Genomic DNA, 20,978 nt, shown 5'->3' on the forward strand with positions numbered 1-20,978 from the left:
TTAGATATGGAGACATTCATGAAATTCTCATGTAACCAGACAAAAGCGAAACTCACTTTGTCTTTTGTGATCGCACTCATCACAATCTTTACTCTTGCAGGAAAACTCGAAGCACAAACAGCACCTGCTGCCCCAGCGACTGAAACCACACAATCAACAGAAACTCCGACCGAAACTCCCGCACCTGTAGCAGAAGCTCCTGCGGAAGCGCCACAACAAGAATCCGAAATTGGACTCGTGAAGTTGTTTGTTACTGGTGGATGGTCTATGTGGCCACTCCTACTTTCTTCGATTATTGGATTTGGTGTGATTCTAGAGAGAATCTACTTTTTCTTCACGGCAAAACTTGTAAGAAAAGGATACAACCAAGACTTACAAGATGCGATTGATGCTTCTGGTATGAACGGTGTAGATGAATTCTTAAAAGCAAACGAAGGGCAACGAATTACTGATATTTTAAAAAATGGTATGGAAGTTTCTCAAAACGATCCAGAAATTTTTGCTTCTGGAATTGAAAGAGAAGCCGGCGAAGTGATGACACTTCTAGAAAAAGGACTTACTGTTCTTTCTGCTGTTTCCACAATTGCGCCTCTCGTTGGATTCCTTGGAACTGTATCTGGTATGATCAACGCATTTGATGCGATTGCCAACGCTGACCAAGTAAACGCGAAAGTGGTTGCTGGTGGTATTAAAGAAGCGTTAATCACCACTGCTGCTGGTCTTATAGTTGCGATTCCTGCCATGACATTCTACCAATACTTACAAGGCCGAGTCGGATTCTTTACTTCTGAAGTAGAAGAAGCAGCGAACAAAATCTACAAAGAATATTTAAAACTCAAAGCCGGTAAAAGAGCGTAAGTAACGGATAGTAACGAACCATGATTAAGTTAAAGAAAAAACAAGAACTAGAGGAGATATCGGCAGCATCCATGTCGGATATTGCCTTTCTACTCTTGGTATTTTTTATGGTAACTGCCGTATTCTTTGTAAAGGAAGGACTTAACATTTCTCTTCCTCGCAAACAATCCGAACCTCAGCCGTTTTTACGAAAGAATGTATATGAAATTTTGGTTACTCAAGACAGATACAAAATGCGTAATCCGGCTTTCGGAACCAAAGAATACACTAATTTGCAAGAGTTTCGTGATGACCTAAACCAAATGGAAATCCCGGATCTTAAAAACAAACTAGCACTCATTGTTACAACCGGTGATACCAAATATGCAAAGATGTTGGATGCACTATCAGCAATCCAACTACGTGGATTTGAAAAAATCTCAGTGAGAAAGAAGAAATAATATGTTACGAAGAAAGAGAGTCGCACCTTCAGTTCCCGTAAGTTCGATGGCAGACATTGCCTTCTTACTCCTCGTGTTCTTTATGGTAACCTCCGTATTGGATTCGGATCCAGACCTTCCCATCAATCTACCAGATGTTCCTGGTGGAGAACAGTTAAACAAAAAGATTGCCAATCTTTACTTAACTGCCGATGAAAAGAGAACTGTCTATTTCAACTCAGTCAAAATGGAACTCAATGAAGCCATGAGTGAAATCCGTGCAAAACTTTCGACCACACCAGATCTCAAAGTTTTGATTCATGCGGACCAAGATTTAACTTATGAAGAACTAGACAGTGTATTCGAAACCCTCCGAGAGATAGGGGCCTTAAAGGTCTCCCTCGTTACCAAGACCACCCAAGGTGGCGGGTTAAAAGGGAAGTAAAGTGAACGGAACAGTTGTTACACAAAAAAGATCCAAACGAGAAAGGATCCATCGATTTATCGATCGGTACCGAATCGAAACTGGTCTTGCTATATCCGCATTTTTACAAGCCGTCATCATTCTCTTTTGGTTCACTCCTCATTTGGAAACGGACAGTTTGGATAGTCTCGTGGAAGAAGTGGCATTCATTGACAATGTCCAAATCCAAGAACCATCCACTGATTCCAAACCAACCGATGGAGACTTTGATCTTACCGACAAAGAAAAAGAAGAGAAAAAAGAAGACCCAAGAATTGCTGGTGCTTCTGACCCCATTGTATCTGGCGCTACCTCACCCGTAGACTTATCTCCCAATAATCGTCCTGAATATACTTCCGAAGCAAAAGCACTCGGGGTAACAGGAACCATGACTTTAGAAGTCATCATCGGAAATACAGGAGAAGTGTTACGAGTGAGATCCGTAGGAAAGCAGTTAGGTGGTGGACTCGAAGAAGAAGCCATCAAAGTTTACCGTAGAAAACGTTTCTCCCCTTCTATCTTAGAAGGAAAAGCCATTACGGTAAAAGTACTGGTTCCCATTCGATTTACATTGAATTAAAAAGTTTTTAATCTCCCTAAAAATCTTTTCTTAAGTTTTTGTGGGCGAATCCACCACCGAAGCGGTGGTGGACCGGGCTCTCCGCTGCAATCTGCAAGCAGGATTTCCGCTACGATCCCTTTCGCTACTCCGGTAACTCCAAAACCTTATCCTCTTCTTCCATAGGTTGCTTCGGGATTTCCATTTTTTCAATGCGAATCTCATGAACAAAATCAGGATCTTCAAAACGATCTAAAATAGTTATCCTTCTTGGGTATTGTTTGTCGTTCCAGGCTTCATAATAACCGTATTTCAAAACACCTTTGTAGAAACTAAAAAGTTCACGGTAAGTGAACTCCATCCATTCCAAAGCACCACTTGTTTTTTCAAAGTAACCAACATATTGGTCTGTGTCGGGAGTCGCGTTAGTTTGTACTGAGGTCAAATACACCACTTCAAAATCTTGGCCTAGTTTTTGGGTAGGACCCGCATATTGAATGATGGGAAACTCAGTTAATCGCCAAGGGAGTGTTAAATACAAACGAAGAGACTCCAAATAGACACGGACTTCATCATCACCAGTAAAAACTTTTCCAGTATCGGCTGCAATCTGGTAGGCATCTTTTTTAACTAGGCCAAGGATGAGGCCTTTTTTTTCCCCACCCAGAAATTCCACTTCCATCGCATCTTTTTCAAAATCCAAGTACACGCGAAGCCTTTGTTCTGATTCTTTAATTGGTGTAAAAAAACGAACAAACTTAGAGTGCCAAACGTCTTTAACGACAAATTGAATTTGTTTGTATTCTTTCCAATTGCCAGGTGTGAGTTCTTTCACAGGAGGAGTCGTGATCACTGACAATCCTTTCTTCTTTAGATCAGGATTGAAACCTTCTTTTTGTAAGGTGGGAGGACGTAGGTCAGCAAGAGAACAAGAGATAAAATAAAAAGAAATACAAATAATTAAGGCACTGAAACGAAACATTGATTCCAGAATGAAGTGAAAACAATCACCTGTCAATAGGGAAAGTGGATGAGAATGAAGTGAGGTAAGTAAGAACTAAAAGTTAGAGTTTGAAAACGAAAAAAGAAAAAGGTCGGTAGACCCGACCTCTTCTTCTATAAGTGAAACTTATGCTTTTGCAGCACCTGTTTTTTTGATAGATTCCGCAACTTCATTGATTTTTGCTTTTACGGATTCAATTTTTCCTTCAGGCATTTTTGCTTTGATTTCTTCAGCAATTTTGTTGTAGTTTTCTACGATTTTAGAACGAGTTTCATCGTAGTTTTTTCCTGCAACACTAGAGAATTCTTTAATGTCTGTTAGGATTTTGTCAACGGATTGGCGAATCTTTACAGAGTCTTCCGTGTTATCCAAAGCACCTTTTGATACTAATTCATTATAAGTTGTTTCCAACTGAGTTTTTGCTTTCCCAAGACCTTCTTTTCCTGATTGGAAAAGTCCGATACCTGCGTTGAGAATGTCCATGATTTGTTTTTCCATAATTTAGCTCCTGGTTTTCACCTATTTGTGCAATGCACAACACAGTTATGTGCGGCGCACAAAATCTTTCAAGAACTTTTTTATCCTGTTTTTGTATTTTTTTAGATTTTTTAACGTCGAGAGTTTGGGCTTTATTGTGATTAGAAAGGTACCCACAGGCAGATCAGCTTCCTCAGAATCTCTGAATATGCTAATTTTGAGGTTTGGGAGAGGATTTTAGCAACTGCACGATGCAGAGTTTTTTATGCACAAGGAACTAAAGAACATTCCCATCATTCATCTAAAGGACATTCAGAAAGAAGTCACCAATCCCTACTTTTATGCAGGCAGGTTGGAAGAGTTACCAAGTGAATTTCAAACCTTTGACAGTTCGCATAGGCATTCTCATTTTGCTTTGTTTTACTTCACTGATGGAAAAGGAACTCACTCCATTGACTTCCAATCTCATACGATTGAAGAAAATACTCTTTTCTTCTTAAGGCCGGGGCAAGTGCATTCTTGGACTTTTTCCAAACCAGTAAAAGGTTTTGCTCTAAAGATTTATCCTGACTACCTTTCCGAACAAGGAGGGTCTATCTCTAGTTTTCAAAACTATCCCTTTTTCCAATTAGGAAATCCTACCAGTAAGCTCACAATCAATGACTCAATACAACTGAAAAATGATTTTGAAAGATTACTCAGTGAAAAGGATTCTCAATCGAATTCTTCAATGACCTATCTTTTAATCCAATTGGTATTACAACAATCTTTGAAAGAATTCAATCTTTCTCAAAATGAAATGATAACTATTGATTCAAAGTTATATACATTCTTTAGTTTATTAGATAAAAACTTCAAAGACCAAAAAACAACATCGTATTATGCTAAAGAGATGGGTATCTCCACTGGAAGTTTGAATCAATTATGCCAAAACCAGTATGGCAAATCAGCAAAATCAATCATTCAAGAAAGATTGGTTTTGGAAATTAAACGACTGTTACTCCATTCTGACTTTAACATCAATCAGATTGCACTTACCTTAGGATTTACAGACAATTCCTATTTTAGTAAGTTCTTCAAAACGCACACAACCAACTCTCCAGAAAATTTTAGACTTTCGAAACGAAAACTACCATAAAAATCAAATTCTCTCCATTTACCAAACTTCCGATTTTCCGTAAGATAAACCTAGATTTTAGGAGAATGGAATGTTAGAAAAATTATTCTACACAGAAGCCAGTTGGCTTCCTACTTTATTACGATTGGTTTTAGGTTTGGTGATCCTTCCACACGGATTACAAAAGTTACTCGGAATGTTTGGAGGATACGGGTATTCGGCAACACTGGATTTTTTTAAATCAGAAGGGATTCCCTATGCGATTGGATTTTTAGTAATCATAGCCGAATCTTTCGGAGCCCTCGGTCTTATTTTCGGATTCTTCACAAGGATTTCTTCTTTTGGGATTGGACTCACCATGCTTGGAGCTGCCATTTACGTAAGGAAAAACGGATTTTTTATGAATTGGTTCAACCAACAACCGGGAGAAGGATTTGAATACCATATCCTTGCGATTGGAATTGCAGTGATTTTGATGATTGCCGGTGGAGGCCAACTAGCAGTAGATAGTTGGATCTCTGAAAAGATCCAATCCAACTGAATTCAATAGATTCCAATTAAAATGAAATGTATTGAGCTGAAACAAAGCGAATTTGAACTTATCTCAAACAAAATGAAAATTAAAGAAAAGGGAATTTAGCGGAAACGTAACGAAAACCAGAAACGGAACTAGTTTGGTTGCCCATCTAAAGACAACCGTCACTCGCAAGGGAACGAATCGTTGGATTTAGATGGGTTTAGTCGGTATAGATTTCTAAAGCACTGATTGGTTCTTTTTGTTGTGCCATGATCGATTCCAAAAATTTCACATAAGCCTCACGTCCCGGATATTCTACCTGGTTCACACCTGTTTTGACAGCAGCTTCTGCCACAGCGGGTGCTACATGGTAAAGAACACGTGAATCTAAAGGTTTTGGAATGATATAATCGGCACCAAATCGGATTTCTAATTCATTGTATGCTTCGGTAACTTCTTTGGGAACTGGAAGTTTTGTAAGCTCACTCAGTGCATAAGCTGCCGCTAACTTCATCTCCATGTTCACTACTTTCGCACGAACATCGAGGGCGCCACGAAAGATAAACGGAAATCCGAGTACGTTATTCACTTGGTTAGGATAATCGCTCCGACCTGTTGCCATAATGAGATCGGGTCTTGCTCTTTTAGCATCAGGATAAGGAATCTCTGGATCGGGATTGGATAGAGCAAACATAATGGGTTTTTCTGCCATTGTCTTTACCATAGCTTCCGTCACCACGTTGGCAACAGACACTCCAATAAAAAGATCAGTTCCAGGAAAAATATCTTCTAGAGTTTCTGCATCGGTGGTGCGAACAAATGGTAACTTGGAATCATGTAAATTGGTTCGTTTATGATTGATCACACCACGAGAATCCAACATATAAATGAATTCATGTTTCACTCCAATATGAGTTAACATCCCTGCAATGGAAATGGCCGCAGCTCCAGCACCGTTGATGACAACTTTTAAGTTACCGGCTTTTTTACCAGTGATCTCTAAAGAATTGAGAAGTGCCGCAGTGGAGATGATCGCTGTTCCATGTTGGTCATCATGGAAAACAGGAATCTTCATACTTTCATCTAAAGTTTTTTCAATGTGAAAACATTCTGGAGCACGAATGTCTTCTAAGTTGATACCACCAAACGTTGGTTCGAGGGCCTTTACGATAGTTATAAATTTTTCAGGATCCGTTTCATTAATTTCGATATCAAACACGTCGATGCCGGCAAATTTTTTGAATAAAACTGCCTTTCCTTCCATCACTGGTTTTCCAGCGGAAGCTCCAATATTACCAAGACCTAAAATAGCAGTTCCATTGGTGATGATTCCGACTAAGTTTCCTCGGTTTGTGTATTCATAAACGAGATCAGGTTGTTTTTCTATTTCGAGGCAAGGGTAAGCGACGCCCGGTGAGTAGGCCAAGGAAAGGTCGTAACTGTTCTCCGTTGGTTTTGTCGGAACTACTTTGGTTTTTCCTTTCGGAAACCTAGAGTGATACTCAAGCGCGCTATTTTTCATGGTCTATTTTCCCACGATTTATGATTCAATGGAAAATCCTAGAATAAATTGGTGGAAAGCAGTTCCAAAAAAGGTTGCGAAAGGTTCTATGTCCCTTTAGATAAAGTCCTTACGAAAAGCCAGAGGGGGCTCATTTGGAACTTGTTGGAGAATTTTTTGGAACGGCAGTTCTCATTCTACTAGGTGATGGTGTTGTTGCCGGTGTTTTGTTAGAAAAATCGAAGGCCAAGGATGGTGGTTGGATCGCTATCACAACTGCTTGGGCGCTTGCCGTTTGTTTTGGTGTTTTGGTAGCAAAGGCTTTAGGAAGTCCAGGAGCTCATTTGAATCCCGCAGTGACTCTCTCTGTTTGTATCCAATCGGGAGATTATTTTAATTTTATCCCTTACAGCCTCGCACAAATCGGAGGTGGAGCTCTCGGAGCCTTCCTTGTCTACTTACACTACTTACCTCATTGGAAAGAAACAAAAGATCCAGGAAAGATTCTAGCGGTATTCTCTACAGAACCAGCCATCAAACACACAGTATCCAATGTGATTAGCGAAGGTTTTGGAACCTTTCTACTTGTTTTAGGAATCCATGCCATCTTCTCGCCGCTCAATGGGGGAGCCACAGGCATTGCAGGAGCCGGCTTTGTAGGTTTACTAGTTTGGGCCATTGGCCTATCCATGGGTGGAACCACAGGTTATGCAATCAATCCCGCACGCGACTTAGGTCCAAGAATCATTCATTCTCTAGTCCCCATTCCCAATAAAGGAAATTCTGGTTGGAAGTATGCCTGGCTTCCCGTATTTATACCGTTAGCTGGTGCAGGGATTGCTGCGGTGGTGATAAAGTATTTGGTATAAGCAACAACAACCTACTTTTTTATTTTGAGATTCAATGGAAAAAGAATTTAGGTTGGAGCCCAATTCCTAAAGCAATGAATTACATTCGGGATAATAAACTAATTGAAGATAAAAATTTACAGAGGTATATTTCGAAAATCACTTTATGGAAAGAGATTCTCATGCATTCGTATAATCTTATAAAGTATATCTATCAAATAAGGAAATGACCTATGAATCAATATGAAGTTATACTCAATCAAGTCATTGGGGAACATAAAAATCTTTTTGGCAAATCGGCAAATGTAACCATACCGTTTGAAGGTCAAAAAAAAATTCAAAAGAACATTCGTCTTTTCGATTGGTATCAAATGAGTAAAAACAAAAAAATCGATTTCTATGATCGGTTTGGTGATATTGAAGAAGAGAATGTTCTCGGTAAATACATTGTTGATCATGGAGACGATGAAATATTTGCACCAGAATTACGCGATGGAGTTGTTCCTTTTGCTTATATTCTCGATGATGGAGCCTCAGGAAACGATTACCAAGTGGAAGGAATTTTGATGATCGATCTTCGAGTCGCAAAACGTCCCGTTCTTATTGCTGAAGTAGATGGTACGATTGATGGACAAACACCATTTAAAATGGTATCTTTCGAATCCTTAAAGATAACGTCCGGTAAAATCAAAGTAGATGATTAGATTATGAAAAAAGTATTACTCCTGCTAGCAAAAGGTTTCGAATCTTTTGAAGCCAGTGTTTTCATCGATGTCATCGGTTGGAACCTAGTCGATGGAGACAAAACAACAAAACTTTATACATGCGGTTTTACTAAAGAAGTCACTGGAGCTTTTGGTGTTAAACTCAATGTTGATTATTTAATTAATGAAATTGATATCAATGAATTTGAAGCTTTAGCAATACCAGGTGGTTTTGAAGAATATGGTTTTTATGAAGAAGCGTACCATCCAGAATTTTTGGAATTGATAAGACAGTTTAACCAAAAAGATAAAATCATAACATCCATTTGTGTAGGAGCTTTACCAATTGCAAAGTCTGGTGTTTTGAACGAACGAAAGGCAACGACTTACAATCATAAAAAAAGTGTCAGACAAAAACAACTAGAAGAACTAGGTGCTATTGTTCAAAATTCTCCCATAGTTATAGATAAGAATATTATCACTAGTTGGAGTCCTGCGACGGCAATAGGTGTCGCGTTACTTCTTTTAAAAATGTTAACCACTGAGGAAAACTCAAATCATATCAAAGGATTAATGGGATTTTAAATCCTCTATTCTTCACCGCCAAACACAATAAAAAACTGAATAAGAATACTCATTTTTCTAAAAATTTATCCCAAATTACCATCGGTTCTTTGTTATATTGATAGACAAAACGTAATATTTCAAAATCAATATGCCAATGCATAAACTAATCGTCGTATTATTATTCATTTCCACTTTTAGTTGTAAAACGTTTAACTACAAATGGAATTTAAACGGAAGAACCTATTTACCAATAAACAGCTCGTACGAAGACGAAAGTTGGAAAATCATCATCAATGAAATCAATGAGACAGAAGAGTTAGATAACACGAATAAATACTTAAAAATAAAACTCACGTTTCAAAATAAGACCAAGAAATACAGAAATTTGAAACTAAGACAAACTTCATTTTCAGAATACAATTTTAATTATATATTAAAAAACAGTTTTTCAGGAATTGTGGATGTTTATAAAAAAAATCCAGATCTTGTCGATTTAGAACATTTTTACCGTGAAGCTGGCATTACCGTTAAGCTCAAATCTAAACTGAAAGATATTCCAGAAAGATACGAAAGATACAAAGAGAATGCAGAAAAAAATTCAGGGTTTATTACGCTTTCTTGTGATGGCAGCAATTCGGGAAACGAAGCGAGACGTCCAGACAGTACATCAGATTGGCTTGCGCCTGGTGAAACTGGAGAAGATTATATAAGCTGTCCTTTACCTCAAGGATTGACATTGGTTAGTATATTCTCAATTGGAGACTTCGAAATTCCTATCAAAAGTGAAATTTTTTATCACAAAGATATAAACAATACTTACGGAGATTTTATCAAATGAAATTCATATATAAATTTTTAATCGTTCTTTTTTTTATTAACTGCAATAGTTCTTTTTATACCTACTCAATAAAAGAGAATAATATAAAGTATTCTTCGAATTTACAAACTAGCTCCGCATCTAAAAAGAATATTCTTTTCTTAACTGACGGTTACCTCGACGATTTGGCAGATTTATTAGTCAAACGTGGTCATAACGTTGATAGAATGAAAATATCCAAAGAAAATTTCCAATTACGTAACAGTTACGATTTGGTTGTAATTTTGAATAGTAACACCTTAGACATAAATAAGGAAGTTTATTACGAACTTCCAAATCTTTTCTCCTTAGGATTAATACCTTATTATTCAAATTTTAATAGAAATTATGAATTTATTATTTTTCAGGACAATAAGCCAACTAACATTAACTATAGCTTATCATTAACTCAATATCGCGGATGGCCCATGCTGTTAATAAATCTTTTTAGAGAGGAAAAAAAAGCATTATATTTTCCGAATACTGAGCTAAATATAAAATTATCAAATATTATCGAAAACAAATAATATAACAATAGATTTACGTTAACTAAATTACTAACTAAGTACTTAACCTTGCTTAATAAGTAATTTAGTTATTCTTGTAAAACTAGTATATCCTAATTTCCATTCTGGATCTTCTGAAACATTTCACAAGATGAAACTGTCTCAATTTTTCCTTCTTGTAAATCCTTACAACTAAACTGCAATATTTTTAAATGACATTCTTTATATGAAGTTTGTATGACCAAAGGATCAGCTCCAATCAGTTTGTAAGCATTACTTTCTCGGAATCGTTTTTGGCATTGTGATTCTTCCAATCGACCTTCCGTAAATTTCTTTAGGTTCTCGGGAATGGATTTCCATTCTTTATCTGCACATTCTCTGTATTTTGCACAAATCTCGGCCGTTAAACTCAAAGATTCATTCTGCCATTCTACGTTCACAATGCCTTTATCTTTTTTACAAGATACCGCAGAAACTAATATCAGAATCGATAGAAAAGTACGTATGCCCTGTTTTAATTTTGGCTTAGGAAGTAAGTGGCAAGTTTGCGAGTTAATTGTAATACGTTTAACAACCCGAGTTATTTGGGTTTTAACCGTATTACGTATAGTCGCGAAAGAATGTGCAATATACGCAGCACTTTTAGCTTCACAAAAAATTAAATCGAGTGTATTTCTGAATTTCATAGATTCTTAATATATTCCTTTTATTATTTCGGATTTTCTAATGTTTCTTTTTTACGAATGAGAATTTCGATTCGCTCTTCTTTGGCTTTTTTTTCCGGGGTGTCTGATTCTTTTGCTTTCTGAAAGACCGCATAACCTTGAACAGAAACCTGTTCTTTGGGAATGCCATATTCGTTGACTAATTTTTCAGCAAGTAAAGAAGCTCTATGGGAATGGTAGTCCCATGAATTTTGAAATTTCGATTTATCAATTTGTGATTCATACGGAATTTGTACACGAACGACTATGTCTATGTCCATCCCTTTGGATAAAACAGCTAATTGTTCAAAAGCAAATTTAAGATCTGGATCTGCTTTTAATATATCATCCGAATCCAAATCGGAACCAGCAAAAGTCAACTTGAGTTCTTCCGTTTCCGCAAGACCAAGTTTCAACTTTGCTTTTTCGCGAAGTGCCTTCAAAGCAAAACCAATCCGTTCCCAAAGCCGAAACACTTGTGACTTTGGCTCCATCGTGTCATCATCTAAAATTCCGGATCCACCTTCTAAAATGGCTCCAACCGAACTTACATTTAAGCCAAAACCTCGTTTGATATCTTTTGCTACTTCTGTTAGGCGGTTGGCATCAACTTTACTGATGGCATAGAGTATAATAAAAAGCCCAAGTAACAATGTAATCATATCGGCATAGGTCAATAACCAGCGATCATGTGCCTCTATATGTTCTTCTTCTTTTGATACAAATCTGGAACGTCTTCTCATGTTTCCTCTTTGAGAGTTGGGAAGGCTTTATATAAAAATTCCCATTCCTTTTCCTTTACTTTTGTATAGAACTCGTTAAATAAATCTTGGCCGACAGGTAAAGTGGCATAGTATCCCTGTTCCACTTTTTTAAACAAAGGATACACTCCAAGTAAACGAGACATCATAGCGGCTGGTTTAATAATATAAGCACTCACTGGTTTGTGCGCCAATTCATAGAATTTTTTCAGATTAAAGAGTACAACTTCTAATTGTTTTTTTCGAGTCTCTCTTTCATCCAATTCGCAAAAAAGTGCAAAGTATTCCTCTTGATCCATTTCCTTTCCAGGTTGCCACCCTTTCGAAAGGAGAAGTTTCGCCATTTGGATGTCCAGTTCATCCGTAATGGTATTGAGTTCCATAAGTCGTTCGACACTTTCTCTGGTGCCTTCCTTCATCATGTTTTTGACTTTATCATAAGTAGTAAAAGCCAACTCCTCCCATTCTTCCTTTCCATCTAAATTATAAACTGTTTCAAAGAAAAATTTTGCCATCTCAATGGTTTCTTTGCGGTGGAAAAAATCATAATAATAAAGATGAAATCGATCCACCTGGACACGAACAATCTCCCTCCTCGCAAGTTTGACTTCTTCCGTCAATTGGTGTTTCATTTCAGTTTAGTTAGCCGGTGCTCCCAAAAGGTAGGAAGGAAATCCTTGTTGGTCACGTTCAAAGGGAGCAATCGAAAATTGATTCGGAATCGATACTATCTCATGATAAAATTTATAAGTAGAACGAAATAAAATCTTTGGTGTCATTGATTCTTTCGGAGTATAAAAAAACTTAACCCCATAACGAAAGTTATTGGCCCAACCCTCCTTTGTTACTTCTAATAAAGGATACTCTGCAGGAATTTTCTTATTTGAGACAACATTATAAACAATATCTCCCTTTTTATACAAACGAACTCCTTGGGTTTCCCCCGCGAGTCGAACGTTTCCCGCTTCTGGGAAAGACAAAGAAAGATATGCCAAACTTACATAGTTTCCACGATTCTTAAGTTGCAATGTAACTTGGGATTCTTTACCGATCTCAAATTTTGGAACCACTTCTAAGGATACAAAAGAAGGCACAGGTTGCATGGGAAGGTTTGCAATCATCTCCCAACCATTGAAGACAAATTCCTGAGAAAAATTTGGATTGGTTGGAAAAATACGAAAGGATTTGTCCTTAACACTGTATTCAAAATCCACTCGTTTGCTTCGCTTTAACTCTTCGTGTTCTTTAAGTTGAAATCCATCCCAAATTTTTTTGCCTTTGCGGTATCCCATAGGAACGGAAAATAAACCTAACGGCGGTTCTTCGGCAAGTACTTCAATAAATACAGAATTAAAATTATCTCCAGGAAGTTCCGCAACTACAATCCGGCGAAGACAATCCCCAGCAAAGGTATTTTTTTCTTTTCCTGGTGCCGATCCCGAAACCCAGGATTTCAGTTTGGCATCATAAAACATGGGCCCTAGGTTTTGTAAAAAATATTCCAACCTCCAAAGAAAGGTCCAACTCGAACCTTCTTTACGAAAGGCCGCAAGCACCTCGCTTGTCCCCGATTGGAACAAAACCAAAGTTTCCATTTCGGGTGATTCGTCCAAATTGATTTGTTTTTGGCCTAAAACCCGAATGATCTGTCCACCATCCTTTCCGTAAACTGCCTCCCGAATTTCAACATCAGAAGGAAGTTCCTTTTGGGAGCAAGACAAGGCCAAAAATAGAAAGAAAGTCGCTGTAAATGGAAGCCGAAGGGATAAATTCATAGGAATTCTTTCATTCCATCATACCAAAACTCCAATTCAACCTTTTTTGCTTTTCCTTCCTAACTCTTCCGATATACTCGTCTAAGTAGTAAGAATTGGGGACGACATTGGTTTCGACTGTTGTTGGCTTGGATTCAGTGGCACGTAGGGGTGAGGGTCCTCTTAAAAACCTTCAAAACAATAACTGCAAATAACGAATTTGCTCTAGCAGCTTAGTTTTAAGCTCTACGGTTTCCATGGCTGTTTCCTTAGGTGGCCAAGAAACCGACACCTCTCTAAGGACCTTTCGGAACTGTCGCCCGCTTCGGGCCGAATTGAACTCTAAGTAGGATAGGAATTAGTCCCCCGTTTGTAGGGTAAGTCTTTCCGAAATTTATTTGCAAACTAAACGTGTAGAAGCTGCATTTGAGGACGATAGGACCCGGGTTCGACTCCCGGCGTCTCCACGTTTCGACGTTCGCTTCTCGCGCTCAACTGGCCCTCCGTGGCCAGATTTCGCGCCCGCACCCATCCCTGGGTGCTTTTCGAAGCAAACGCCTCCACCGGGTTATTAGCTAAAGTATATTGGAATTTCTTTCTGTATTCAAGTTTTAGACATCATTTAACAGACAATTTGCGACGATAGTAGAACGGCTGCGAGAGCAAGAAATAGTTTGGAATTCTTTTTTCCTATTTGAGTTTTGTCATTTGATGCGATAGAATTGGGTGAATCAAATTGAAAACATATTTCCATTCGAAATTCATCTCTCATATTACTATAATAGCTACTGTTTGCCTAACCTCATTCCTTTGTTCACCTACTTACGAAGAAATTAAAGTAGTTTATCAAGATAGCAATGGTCAAAAAGTTACGGCCGTGTATCACAATCCTTCAGATGGGAAAGATACATACTCTGTGACTTTAAAAATTCCGAATCGCCAACCTATCATTTTGAAACAAGGATTCGCAGCATCAGGAGTTCGTTATACTGATGACAAAACTTTGGTTTGGTGGACAAAAGGTGGCGAAGCTTTTATGATGGAACTGGATGGGAAAGGCGATTGGGAAATCACTAATAAATATAAAGAAATTTGATTAGATCAAAATCATTGATAAAATAATTGCTTCATTAATGTTTTATTCATAGAAAAGATGCAATTTTAATCTTTGGCCAAAAACCAAACCAAGTGTGAAAATAAAGCATATAGAATCCATATGATATTCCGCATAATATAAGTAAGACAGCTGATTTACGAAAGACCAAAAGATTTCCAATTTCCACGGTCATTTTCAGAACAAACTTTGTTAACTTATCAATAATAGAGAACAAAAAGAAAAATAGCAATAGAACGACACCCATACCAATCAAAGTTGCCACAGGTTTTTCATAAATACTCGCTAAACCCAATACCTTTCCGTTGATAATTGTGACAACCAAATCAACAGCTAGAATACAGAGCAGTCGAAAATAAAAACCTAAAAACCAATGAAAGAGAGATTGTTTCGGTGAAGAGGACAAACAATGGAAACAGATAATAAATTTTAAATCCCACTACTGTTCCACACACAGGATAACGGTTGGGGTAACGCAGTAGTTTCCACCTCCAGTGATTGTCAAATTATTGCTCGAAGAAAGACCCGTGATACCAGTTGTTCCTTCTGTCCAGCTAACACAATGCCCACTGGAACGAGTGATCCAACCACCTGCACTAAAGCCAGTTATAATTTGAGAAACTGTTGGATTTTCTGCATCACCTGGTTGGGTTGTAAAGATTCCCTCACCATTCGTAGTCACTATGGTAACTCCATCCACTGCCCTTTTATAAGTTGTATCAGGCTTTAATACCCAATCCACATGTTCAGATACTCCGCCAGTACAATTCGCGGTTGTACAAGCAATTCGATTCACATCATCTACTAGAAAGGCTTTGAAGACTGCTCTTGATGGTTCCACCGGTTTTTTTGCATCATTCATACATATGGCATCCGCTCCAGCGATCCCACCTCTATTGCCATTGTAAGTGATGCTCGTAGAAAAAAACCGACATTCGGTACAGACTGGAATCGCAGCTTGGCATGCTGAAACTTTACCTGTGAGACAAAGGAGCACTTGATTCTCCAGATAAGAATCAGTCCCAAACTCACTTTGGTTGTTGAGTCTTGGTTCATTGCAATAAGAGAAGATGGTAAGTATGAGAAGAAGCCGGAAGTGCATCCTTACATTCTATCCTGATTCACTTTCGGATCAACCAGGAAATCAATACGCAAAAATGGAATTACTCAACTTGTGTTGGTAATGTTTTTATTATCTCGGACAAACTATAAATGGAATCGTTTTAAAATTCAAACTTTCGAGATACGATCAATGTTCATAACCAAATTAATGTTATATGGTTCAATAATCAAATCTAGAATCACAAATCGCAATTATAAATAATTGCAAACAATTGATTTGAAAAAGTAATCTTGACAATGATGATTGCAATGAATAACAATAACCGGTGGACCGACCAGGCCAATAGAATTCATTGTTCAGTGTCCTTGATTTTGAGAGAAGATTTTCTTCTAGATTGAAAATCCATATCACTTATCTAAGGATTTGGATTCGTTACATTGATTAATCCTAATTTATCTAACGTAAATTCAAGTTCTGGATAATAGGTACCGCCAAAATTAACATTGGATCCACTACCATCCGTATCGCAATATGTATAATTCAGTCCACCATCGATTGAGAACCTAGCTACATAAGAAAACTTAGTAATACCAGGATAGACAGAAACTTTTGCAGCGTATTCCGCATTATTGATATGATCAATAAAGTCTGTTGGATTAAATTTTGCAGGAACAAAACGCCAACTACTACTTGTTCGTGGATCAGTACCGTATGTTCCGATTCCAATATGACCAGTTACTGCTGCATTCTCAACGAGATAGTTTGTCAGTCCAGGATAATACACCCTAGCATAAATCATCTCAGAATCTCCCGGCACAGGTTGAGTAATAGATGTCGGATATTTAATATAACAATAAGGAATTTCTCCGTTAGCTTCACCCGCACCGTTTTTTACAGCCGCCATTTTAAACTTTTTTGGATACCTAAAAGTATGGAATGGAGGAGTTTCTGTAACAACCAAATCCATCAGATACCCGTTTGCGTTATTAATCGGCGTAAAATTACATAAGTAACTACGGTTGAATTCATTCCAATTATACACCTTAGCACAAGAAATCGGAATGTTTCCATTTGGTGTTTCGAAATGAAACTGTGCCTGTTCGCTAAACCAACCTATCAAAAATAATTTGTATTGAGCTGATAAACCCATAATACTTGGATCAACACTGGCGTTTAACATCATTGTATAAATTTTATAATTTACTGTAGTACCTGTTGGACTGATTAAAGTCAATTCTGCCGATAATTGTCTACCTTCCATATAAGTTAAATGTACCGACTCGTCATCCGGTTGAAATTCAATTAATTGCGGAAGAGCATGAGTATAGACTATGGAAGTAGTATTTTCGGTTGTGTAGGTCGGTAGTATAAAGGGATGCATGGGATTATTAATGTGCAAAGTGATTGATTTTTCCGTTTCATCAATCACACCTTTCATTCCATATTCTGGTGCATCAAACGATGTAAACTTCGGAATCAACTCTCCAATCGTATAATTTCTAACCAATTCTCCCGATACATTGCCCGCATGGTCTCTTGCAAGAAACCGGTATTCTAATACGGCATTATTAGGTGTGATAATAGAACCAGTATACAATTGACCATTCACGATCGTGCCAGAGGCATCGAAAGCCGGTGTGGTTCCATTGTTTGTATAAATGATTTCATGGCAGCCGGAGTGGATGTCAGTACAACTAATTGTAAGAGTCTGCGGTGTGGTATAAGTTCCAGTGTTTACTGAGGCAGCGATAGTAGGAATTGTAAAATCTACGATTATATCGACAGAAGTCCCCCCTTTGGTTCCCACCAGATTGGAAACACAAACAAAAATAGATTTGGAACCTTCCGCACCTAAGGAAGAAACAGGAATTTCCGAAGTGGTACTGACATTTGCCGATACATTTCCAGTGACATTCGTCCCTGTGAGAGTGGTTCCCGTAGCACAAGAAGTTCCGAGTTTCACTTCGTAACCACCCTCTTTATCCGACTTCCAACTGATAGTAGCTGTCTGACCTGACATCAGATAAGTGGATGGAAGTACACTGTTGATCGTAATCGTAGGAATGATAGTGTCCACCGTATACGATTCGCTATAGACAATAGATTGGTTTCCTGCATTGTCACAGCTTTTAAATTTGTATGTAGTCGTCGTTTGGTTGGGAGTTGTCAAAGAACCTGTGTATTGTGTTCCATTAGAAATGGAACAATTGGCGTTGAACGCTGGTGATGTGCCATTAGATGTATAAACAATTTTAGAACAACCGGCTCCACCGGTATCAGAACAATTCGCGACAACAGACTGAATGGTTCCAAAACTTCCGCCAGAAGGTAGGACAGTGACACCCGGTGCTGCATCATCACGAGTCACTGAAGCCACACCAAAACCTGTGACTCCCGCACTAATCACACAAACCCGAATTGCGTTTGTTCCCAAGTTTAAGGAAGAAGCCAATATAGATCCAGAATTGTTGTTAACGTTAGCTGTTACATTTCCAGAATAGATGATAGTTCCCGTATTACAATCAGCAGCGTTTTTTCTAATGGAATAGGTTCCTGTTTTGGAAGAACGCCAAGTAAAATCTGTAGAATTGATAGATCCATTGGTCGCACTAATATATGCAGAACTAATGGAACTTACAGTAATGACAGGCCCAAGGGATGGAACCATCGGATCTTCAAAGTTAGGTGCTCCGTCACCATCAAAATCAGCGGTTGGAAAGGCTGCAGTAATGGGGTCGGTCCCCAAAACTGCCACCAATTGATTCAGAAGGGGACCCAAAACCCCAGCATTGGCTTGGTAGTATTCGCTAACACTGGCATATCCGTAATCAGCATAATTAGACAATTCATCGATGATATTATTGGCAATGTTGGTAACCACTGTTGGGTTTGTTATGATACCGCTGGATACCAACCAAATTTGAATGTTTAGACCTACTCCAAAAGAAAAATGAATCACCTCTACCTTGATGGTATTGTTGGAATAGTCCACTGCTACCTTTTTCATTTTTTCCAAAGTAGAGTCGTCTTTGATATAATACATTCCCAAGGATCGTTCTTCGATACCTGCTTCGACAAAATTTCCCTGATTATAGGTAACAGTGAGAGTGGCAGGTTTTGAAAACTTCAAACCTTCTGGTTCAAATTTAAATATGGGAGTTGCTGAACCATATTCAGCAGGAATGGAGCCATTGGATGATGCGTCACGGGAAATGGTAATGACTTTTGTCTCTGCCAAAGCACCAGGAGGAATCTCAAAAGAAAAACTACCATCGGAGGCCTTCAAAGATCCACCGGCAGGACCAACTTCTCCCGAAACTGTTCGCACATTGTTAGGGTTTCCCCAAAAGAATCCCAGTAACGACTGGAACATTGATGGATTTTTTTGTTCTTTGTTAGGAAGTAAAAATCCTATACAATTAAAAGAGAAAATACCTAACAATAACACAAACAATAGTTTTCGATTCATTCCAAAGTCCTTTTTCAAATTCAAAATCATTTTCCACTTGGGTACTCAAAATTTCATCTTTAGAAAAAATTGTCAATGTATTAGTTAGGTGTTTAGGACCAATAGAACATCGTTTAACATAGGTCTATTGGTCCTCTTCAGAAGAACCGCTTTTCGTCACCTCATTCAAAAGATCTTGTAGCACCTAATGTAACGTTCACGAAAGAAGACTCAGCATTATAACTATATCCTAGACCATTAAAGGAAATAGGTCCTGTCCGAATGTAGTGGGACAAATCCCAGTCTGTTCCTTTGGCACCAAAAATTTTGTTTCTTGGGCCGTTGTAACTAATCCCAAAATCAAGACTCCATTTATCAAAGAGATAACTAAAACCCGCAGCCACCACATGGTGTAAGGAAAAAAATCCTCCGGTAGATCCACCTAACCCATTACTTTTGATGGGAAGTGTATTGTAACTATACCCCAATCGGTAGATCCAACTTTCCGTTACCTTATGTTCTAGTCCAATGAGGGCAGCAAACTGATCTCTAAAATTCAATTGTGCATCCCCTGCTTGTACGTTACCAATCGGTGTGGCAAGCCATGGATCTTCTAATTTCTGAGTCACTTTCCGTAAGTAAGATCCATAATTTGTATAAACAAAATCCAATCCAACTTTGAGATTGTCCGCACCAAAGGCAAAACCCAAGGAATGTTTTTCGGGCATATTGAAAAAATAAGAAACTCCCGTTGTCCTGTAATAAGCAGGATTATTGATACCTACCGTATAATGTCCGTTCATTGGAAGTGCAGCATGGGCTTGGTAAGAATAGGCAATTCGTAACCAATCATTTACCTTATAGTTAAGTCCGAAAATTCCCCCTAAGGCAAAGGATTTTTTACTACTTTCATAATAAGATCCAGTACCAGGTACTTCTAAAGATCCTGTTAAATCATAATATTTCTGATTTAATCTTTGGTATCCATATAACCCTTCAATACTAATTCCAACAGAAAGTTTTCCAAAATCATAAGAGATTCCATTCACTAATCTGGCAATGGCAAACTCATTGGAATTGGATTCTTTGACCTGCGGATTGTCTCCGATCCCTGCTGGTAGATTCAAACCGCCCCAATCATTTAACGTCTGTCCGGTGGGAGTGTTTCGGGTGATTTTATCTACTCCACCTTTGGCTCCTCCAGAAACGTAAAATGCAATTCCATAATGTAGATTTTCTGTGACCTGCGTTTTGAATGCAATATAGGGAGCAGGAGCATTGATGGCTGATTTTTTATCGTTCGAATAAACATACTGCGGATTTGCATCTAAAAAACGATCTTGGTATCTTGTGTAAATAGTTGAATTCGTAGCTCCAAATTCCAAAAGTTTCCCTTTTTTTAAGGATAGATTTGCAGGATTGAGTGCAACATCAATCGCCGAACCTCCCAAAGCCGTATTAGTTCCGGCAAGTCCTTCATAACGTGCGTTAAATGCATTTCTAGTGAGACCATCTATCGCCTCAATGCGAGTTCCAGTGAATATTCCTAGAACCAAAATTACTAAGTAATAGGTGTAATTTTTATCTTTTTCTGTATTCATTTGATTTCCTTAGGAGACAAAATGTACGGAAACAAATTATCACCTAAATACAGGTTGGAAGCCAATCATCCAATTTAAAGAAATATAAATCCAATATAACAGATATATATTTCATTTTATCTCTATATTTTGGACAAA

At 38.1% G+C, this 20,978-nt stretch carries 23 protein-coding genes and 1 other RNA gene; 13 read left to right on the forward strand and 11 right to left on the reverse strand.

What is annotated here, in order from left to right:
• Nucleotides 1-18 precede the first annotated feature (18 nt).
• The 4 genes from LEP1GSC195_RS13525 to LEP1GSC195_RS13540 are packed head-to-tail and all read left to right on the forward strand — an operon-like array spanning nt 19 to nt 2,320.
• Nucleotides 19-858 carry a MotA/TolQ/ExbB proton channel family protein gene (locus LEP1GSC195_RS13525; protein ID WP_015681534.1) on the forward strand — a complete coding sequence of 280 codons (840 nt, stop codon included), beginning with the start codon at nt 19-21 and terminating at the stop codon, nt 856-858.
• Nucleotides 859-878: 20 nt separating this feature from the next.
• The gene (locus LEP1GSC195_RS13530) at nt 879-1,298 is read left to right on the forward strand and encodes an ExbD/TolR family protein (RefSeq protein ID WP_002977138.1); all 420 of its coding nucleotides are present in this window, start codon (nt 879-881) and stop codon (nt 1,296-1,298) included.
• A gap of 1 nt (nt 1,299) precedes the next feature.
• A complete protein-coding gene (locus tag LEP1GSC195_RS13535; RefSeq protein ID WP_002972391.1) occupies nt 1,300-1,722 on the forward strand; it encodes an ExbD/TolR family protein in 423 nt (140 codons plus the stop codon).
• A gap of 1 nt (nt 1,723) precedes the next feature.
• Nucleotides 1,724-2,320 carry an energy transducer TonB gene (locus tag LEP1GSC195_RS13540; protein ID WP_015682015.1) on the forward strand — a complete coding sequence of 199 codons (597 nt, stop codon included), beginning with the start codon at nt 1,724-1,726 and terminating at the stop codon, nt 2,318-2,320.
• 124 nt (nt 2,321-2,444) lie between these two features.
• On the opposite strand, the gene LEP1GSC195_RS13545 is transcribed toward LEP1GSC195_RS13540, so the two are convergent.
• Nucleotides 2,445-3,281, reverse strand: coding sequence for an LBF_0142 family lipoprotein (locus tag LEP1GSC195_RS13545; protein ID WP_015682594.1), 837 nt, complete (start codon nt 3,279-3,281; stop codon nt 2,445-2,447).
• Nucleotides 3,282-3,428: 147 nt separating this feature from the next.
• Nucleotides 3,429-3,800, reverse strand: coding sequence for a phasin-related domain-containing protein (locus LEP1GSC195_RS13550; RefSeq protein WP_002972640.1), 372 nt, complete (start codon nt 3,798-3,800; stop codon nt 3,429-3,431).
• 244 nt (nt 3,801-4,044) lie between these two features.
• On the opposite strand from LEP1GSC195_RS13550, the gene LEP1GSC195_RS13555 reads away from it, so the two are divergent.
• Both LEP1GSC195_RS13555 and LEP1GSC195_RS13560 read left to right on the forward strand, forming a co-directional pair.
• Nucleotides 4,045-4,917: an AraC family transcriptional regulator gene (locus tag LEP1GSC195_RS13555; protein WP_015681503.1), complete on the forward strand. Its 873-nt coding sequence runs from the start codon at nt 4,045-4,047 to the stop codon at nt 4,915-4,917.
• A 70-nt stretch (nt 4,918-4,987) separates the two neighbouring features.
• Complete coding sequence (locus tag LEP1GSC195_RS13560) at nt 4,988-5,437, forward strand: DoxX family protein (protein ID WP_015681728.1); 450 nt, start codon at nt 4,988-4,990, stop codon at nt 5,435-5,437.
• A gap of 196 nt (nt 5,438-5,633) precedes the next feature.
• Here the strand turns inward: LEP1GSC195_RS13560 and LEP1GSC195_RS13565 are convergent, their stop codons facing one another.
• Nucleotides 5,634-6,935, reverse strand: coding sequence for a malic enzyme-like NAD(P)-binding protein (locus LEP1GSC195_RS13565; protein WP_015682379.1), 1,302 nt, complete (start codon nt 6,933-6,935; stop codon nt 5,634-5,636).
• 134 nt (nt 6,936-7,069) lie between these two features.
• Here LEP1GSC195_RS13565 and LEP1GSC195_RS13570 point away from each other — a divergent pair, with 134 nt between their 5' ends.
• From LEP1GSC195_RS13570 to LEP1GSC195_RS13590, 5 genes are all read left to right on the forward strand, one after another.
• Complete coding sequence (locus LEP1GSC195_RS13570; RefSeq protein ID WP_015682774.1) at nt 7,070-7,783, forward strand: MIP/aquaporin family protein; 714 nt, start codon at nt 7,070-7,072, stop codon at nt 7,781-7,783.
• A 212-nt stretch (nt 7,784-7,995) separates the two neighbouring features.
• Entirely contained in the window at nt 7,996-8,466 is a 471-nt protein-coding gene (locus tag LEP1GSC195_RS13575) for a hypothetical protein (protein WP_015681081.1), read from the forward strand.
• 3 nt (nt 8,467-8,469) lie between these two features.
• Nucleotides 8,470-9,051, forward strand: coding sequence for a DJ-1/PfpI family protein (locus LEP1GSC195_RS13580; RefSeq protein ID WP_015681331.1), 582 nt, complete (start codon nt 8,470-8,472; stop codon nt 9,049-9,051).
• A 367-nt stretch (nt 9,052-9,418) separates the two neighbouring features.
• Nucleotides 9,419-9,871: a hypothetical protein gene (locus LEP1GSC195_RS13585; RefSeq protein ID WP_232227795.1), complete on the forward strand. Its 453-nt coding sequence runs from the start codon at nt 9,419-9,421 to the stop codon at nt 9,869-9,871.
• Nucleotides 9,868-10,416 (forward strand): hypothetical protein, encoded by a 549-nt coding sequence (locus LEP1GSC195_RS13590; RefSeq protein WP_015680652.1) that lies wholly within the window; start codon nt 9,868-9,870, stop codon nt 10,414-10,416. The genes LEP1GSC195_RS13585 and LEP1GSC195_RS13590 overlap by 4 nt, the downstream gene beginning before the upstream one ends.
• A gap of 92 nt (nt 10,417-10,508) precedes the next feature.
• On the opposite strand, the gene LEP1GSC195_RS20295 is transcribed toward LEP1GSC195_RS13590, so the two are convergent.
• The 4 genes from LEP1GSC195_RS20295 to LEP1GSC195_RS13610 are packed head-to-tail and all read right to left on the reverse strand — an operon-like array spanning nt 10,509 to nt 13,635.
• Nucleotides 10,509-11,081, reverse strand: coding sequence for an LA_2478/LA_2722/LA_4182 family protein (locus LEP1GSC195_RS20295; RefSeq protein WP_040506745.1), 573 nt, complete (start codon nt 11,079-11,081; stop codon nt 10,509-10,511).
• Between the two features lie 23 nt (nt 11,082-11,104).
• The gene (locus tag LEP1GSC195_RS13600) at nt 11,105-11,842 is read right to left on the reverse strand and encodes a flagellar motor protein MotB (protein ID WP_015681606.1); all 738 of its coding nucleotides are present in this window, start codon (nt 11,840-11,842) and stop codon (nt 11,105-11,107) included.
• A complete protein-coding gene (locus tag LEP1GSC195_RS13605) occupies nt 11,839-12,492 on the reverse strand; it encodes an FFLEELY motif protein (RefSeq protein ID WP_015681110.1) in 654 nt (217 codons plus the stop codon). Before LEP1GSC195_RS13605 ends, LEP1GSC195_RS13600 begins: the two co-directional genes overlap by 4 nt.
• A gap of 6 nt (nt 12,493-12,498) precedes the next feature.
• Entirely contained in the window at nt 12,499-13,635 is a 1,137-nt protein-coding gene (locus tag LEP1GSC195_RS13610; RefSeq protein ID WP_015681989.1) for an LIC13341 family surface-exposed protein, read from the reverse strand.
• Between the two features lie 97 nt (nt 13,636-13,732).
• Here LEP1GSC195_RS13610 and ssrA point away from each other — a divergent pair.
• Both ssrA and LEP1GSC195_RS13615 read left to right on the forward strand, forming a co-directional pair.
• Nucleotides 13,733-14,084, forward strand: a transfer-messenger RNA (tmRNA) gene (gene ssrA / locus LEP1GSC195_RS19575).
• 266 nt (nt 14,085-14,350) lie between these two features.
• Nucleotides 14,351-14,710 (forward strand): MliC family protein, encoded by a 360-nt coding sequence (locus LEP1GSC195_RS13615; RefSeq protein WP_040506748.1) that lies wholly within the window; start codon nt 14,351-14,353, stop codon nt 14,708-14,710.
• Nucleotides 14,711-14,756: 46 nt separating this feature from the next.
• On the opposite strand, the gene LEP1GSC195_RS13620 is transcribed toward LEP1GSC195_RS13615, so the two are convergent.
• From LEP1GSC195_RS13620 to LEP1GSC195_RS13635, 4 genes are all read right to left on the reverse strand, one after another.
• Nucleotides 14,757-15,134: a hypothetical protein gene (locus tag LEP1GSC195_RS13620; RefSeq protein ID WP_015682374.1), complete on the reverse strand. Its 378-nt coding sequence runs from the start codon at nt 15,132-15,134 to the stop codon at nt 14,757-14,759.
• A 33-nt stretch (nt 15,135-15,167) separates the two neighbouring features.
• Nucleotides 15,168-15,830, reverse strand: coding sequence for a DUF1554 domain-containing protein (locus LEP1GSC195_RS13625; protein ID WP_015680937.1), 663 nt, complete (start codon nt 15,828-15,830; stop codon nt 15,168-15,170).
• Between the two features lie 376 nt (nt 15,831-16,206).
• Complete coding sequence (locus LEP1GSC195_RS13630) at nt 16,207-19,260, reverse strand: chitobiase/beta-hexosaminidase C-terminal domain-containing protein (RefSeq protein ID WP_015682309.1); 3,054 nt, start codon at nt 19,258-19,260, stop codon at nt 16,207-16,209.
• A 161-nt stretch (nt 19,261-19,421) separates the two neighbouring features.
• Nucleotides 19,422-20,840, reverse strand: coding sequence for an OmpP1/FadL family transporter (locus tag LEP1GSC195_RS13635; RefSeq protein ID WP_015680535.1), 1,419 nt, complete (start codon nt 20,838-20,840; stop codon nt 19,422-19,424).
• Between the last annotated feature and the right edge of the window lie 138 nt (nt 20,841-20,978).

This window comes from Leptospira wolbachii serovar Codice str. CDC (assembly GCF_000332515.2).
Classification (GTDB): Bacteria; Spirochaetota; Leptospiria; order Leptospirales; family Leptospiraceae; genus Leptospira_A; species Leptospira_A wolbachii.

Coding starts and splice junctions, on each gene's coding strand:
- LEP1GSC195_RS13635 (WP_015680535.1), bottom strand. CDS start 20,840: ATGAATACAGAAAAAGATAAAAATTACACCTATTACTTAGTAATTTTG.
- LEP1GSC195_RS13560 (WP_015681728.1), top strand. CDS start 4,988: ATGTTAGAAAAATTATTCTACACAGAAGCCAGTTGGCTTCCTACTTTA.
- LEP1GSC195_RS13630 (WP_015682309.1), bottom strand. CDS start 19,260: ATGAATCGAAAACTATTGTTTGTGTTATTGTTAGGTATTTTCTCTTTT.
- LEP1GSC195_RS13545 (WP_015682594.1), bottom strand. CDS start 3,281: ATGTTTCGTTTCAGTGCCTTAATTATTTGTATTTCTTTTTATTTTATC.
- LEP1GSC195_RS13550 (WP_002972640.1), bottom strand. CDS start 3,800: ATGGAAAAACAAATCATGGACATTCTCAACGCAGGTATCGGACTTTTC.
- LEP1GSC195_RS13525 (WP_015681534.1), top strand. CDS start 19: ATGAAATTCTCATGTAACCAGACAAAAGCGAAACTCACTTTGTCTTTT.
- LEP1GSC195_RS20295 (WP_040506745.1), bottom strand. CDS start 11,081: ATGAAATTCAGAAATACACTCGATTTAATTTTTTGTGAAGCTAAAAGT.
- LEP1GSC195_RS13575 (WP_015681081.1), top strand. CDS start 7,996: ATGAATCAATATGAAGTTATACTCAATCAAGTCATTGGGGAACATAAA.
- LEP1GSC195_RS13555 (WP_015681503.1), top strand. CDS start 4,045: ATGCACAAGGAACTAAAGAACATTCCCATCATTCATCTAAAGGACATT.
- LEP1GSC195_RS13600 (WP_015681606.1), bottom strand. CDS start 11,842: ATGAGAAGACGTTCCAGATTTGTATCAAAAGAAGAAGAACATATAGAG.
- LEP1GSC195_RS13565 (WP_015682379.1), bottom strand. CDS start 6,935: ATGAAAAATAGCGCGCTTGAGTATCACTCTAGGTTTCCGAAAGGAAAA.
- LEP1GSC195_RS13610 (WP_015681989.1), bottom strand. CDS start 13,635: ATGAATTTATCCCTTCGGCTTCCATTTACAGCGACTTTCTTTCTATTT.
- LEP1GSC195_RS13530 (WP_002977138.1), top strand. CDS start 879: ATGATTAAGTTAAAGAAAAAACAAGAACTAGAGGAGATATCGGCAGCA.
- LEP1GSC195_RS13580 (WP_015681331.1), top strand. CDS start 8,470: ATGAAAAAAGTATTACTCCTGCTAGCAAAAGGTTTCGAATCTTTTGAA.
- LEP1GSC195_RS13625 (WP_015680937.1), bottom strand. CDS start 15,830: ATGCACTTCCGGCTTCTTCTCATACTTACCATCTTCTCTTATTGCAAT.
- LEP1GSC195_RS13605 (WP_015681110.1), bottom strand. CDS start 12,492: ATGAAACACCAATTGACGGAAGAAGTCAAACTTGCGAGGAGGGAGATT.
- LEP1GSC195_RS13590 (WP_015680652.1), top strand. CDS start 9,868: ATGAAATTCATATATAAATTTTTAATCGTTCTTTTTTTTATTAACTGC.
- LEP1GSC195_RS13535 (WP_002972391.1), top strand. CDS start 1,300: ATGTTACGAAGAAAGAGAGTCGCACCTTCAGTTCCCGTAAGTTCGATG.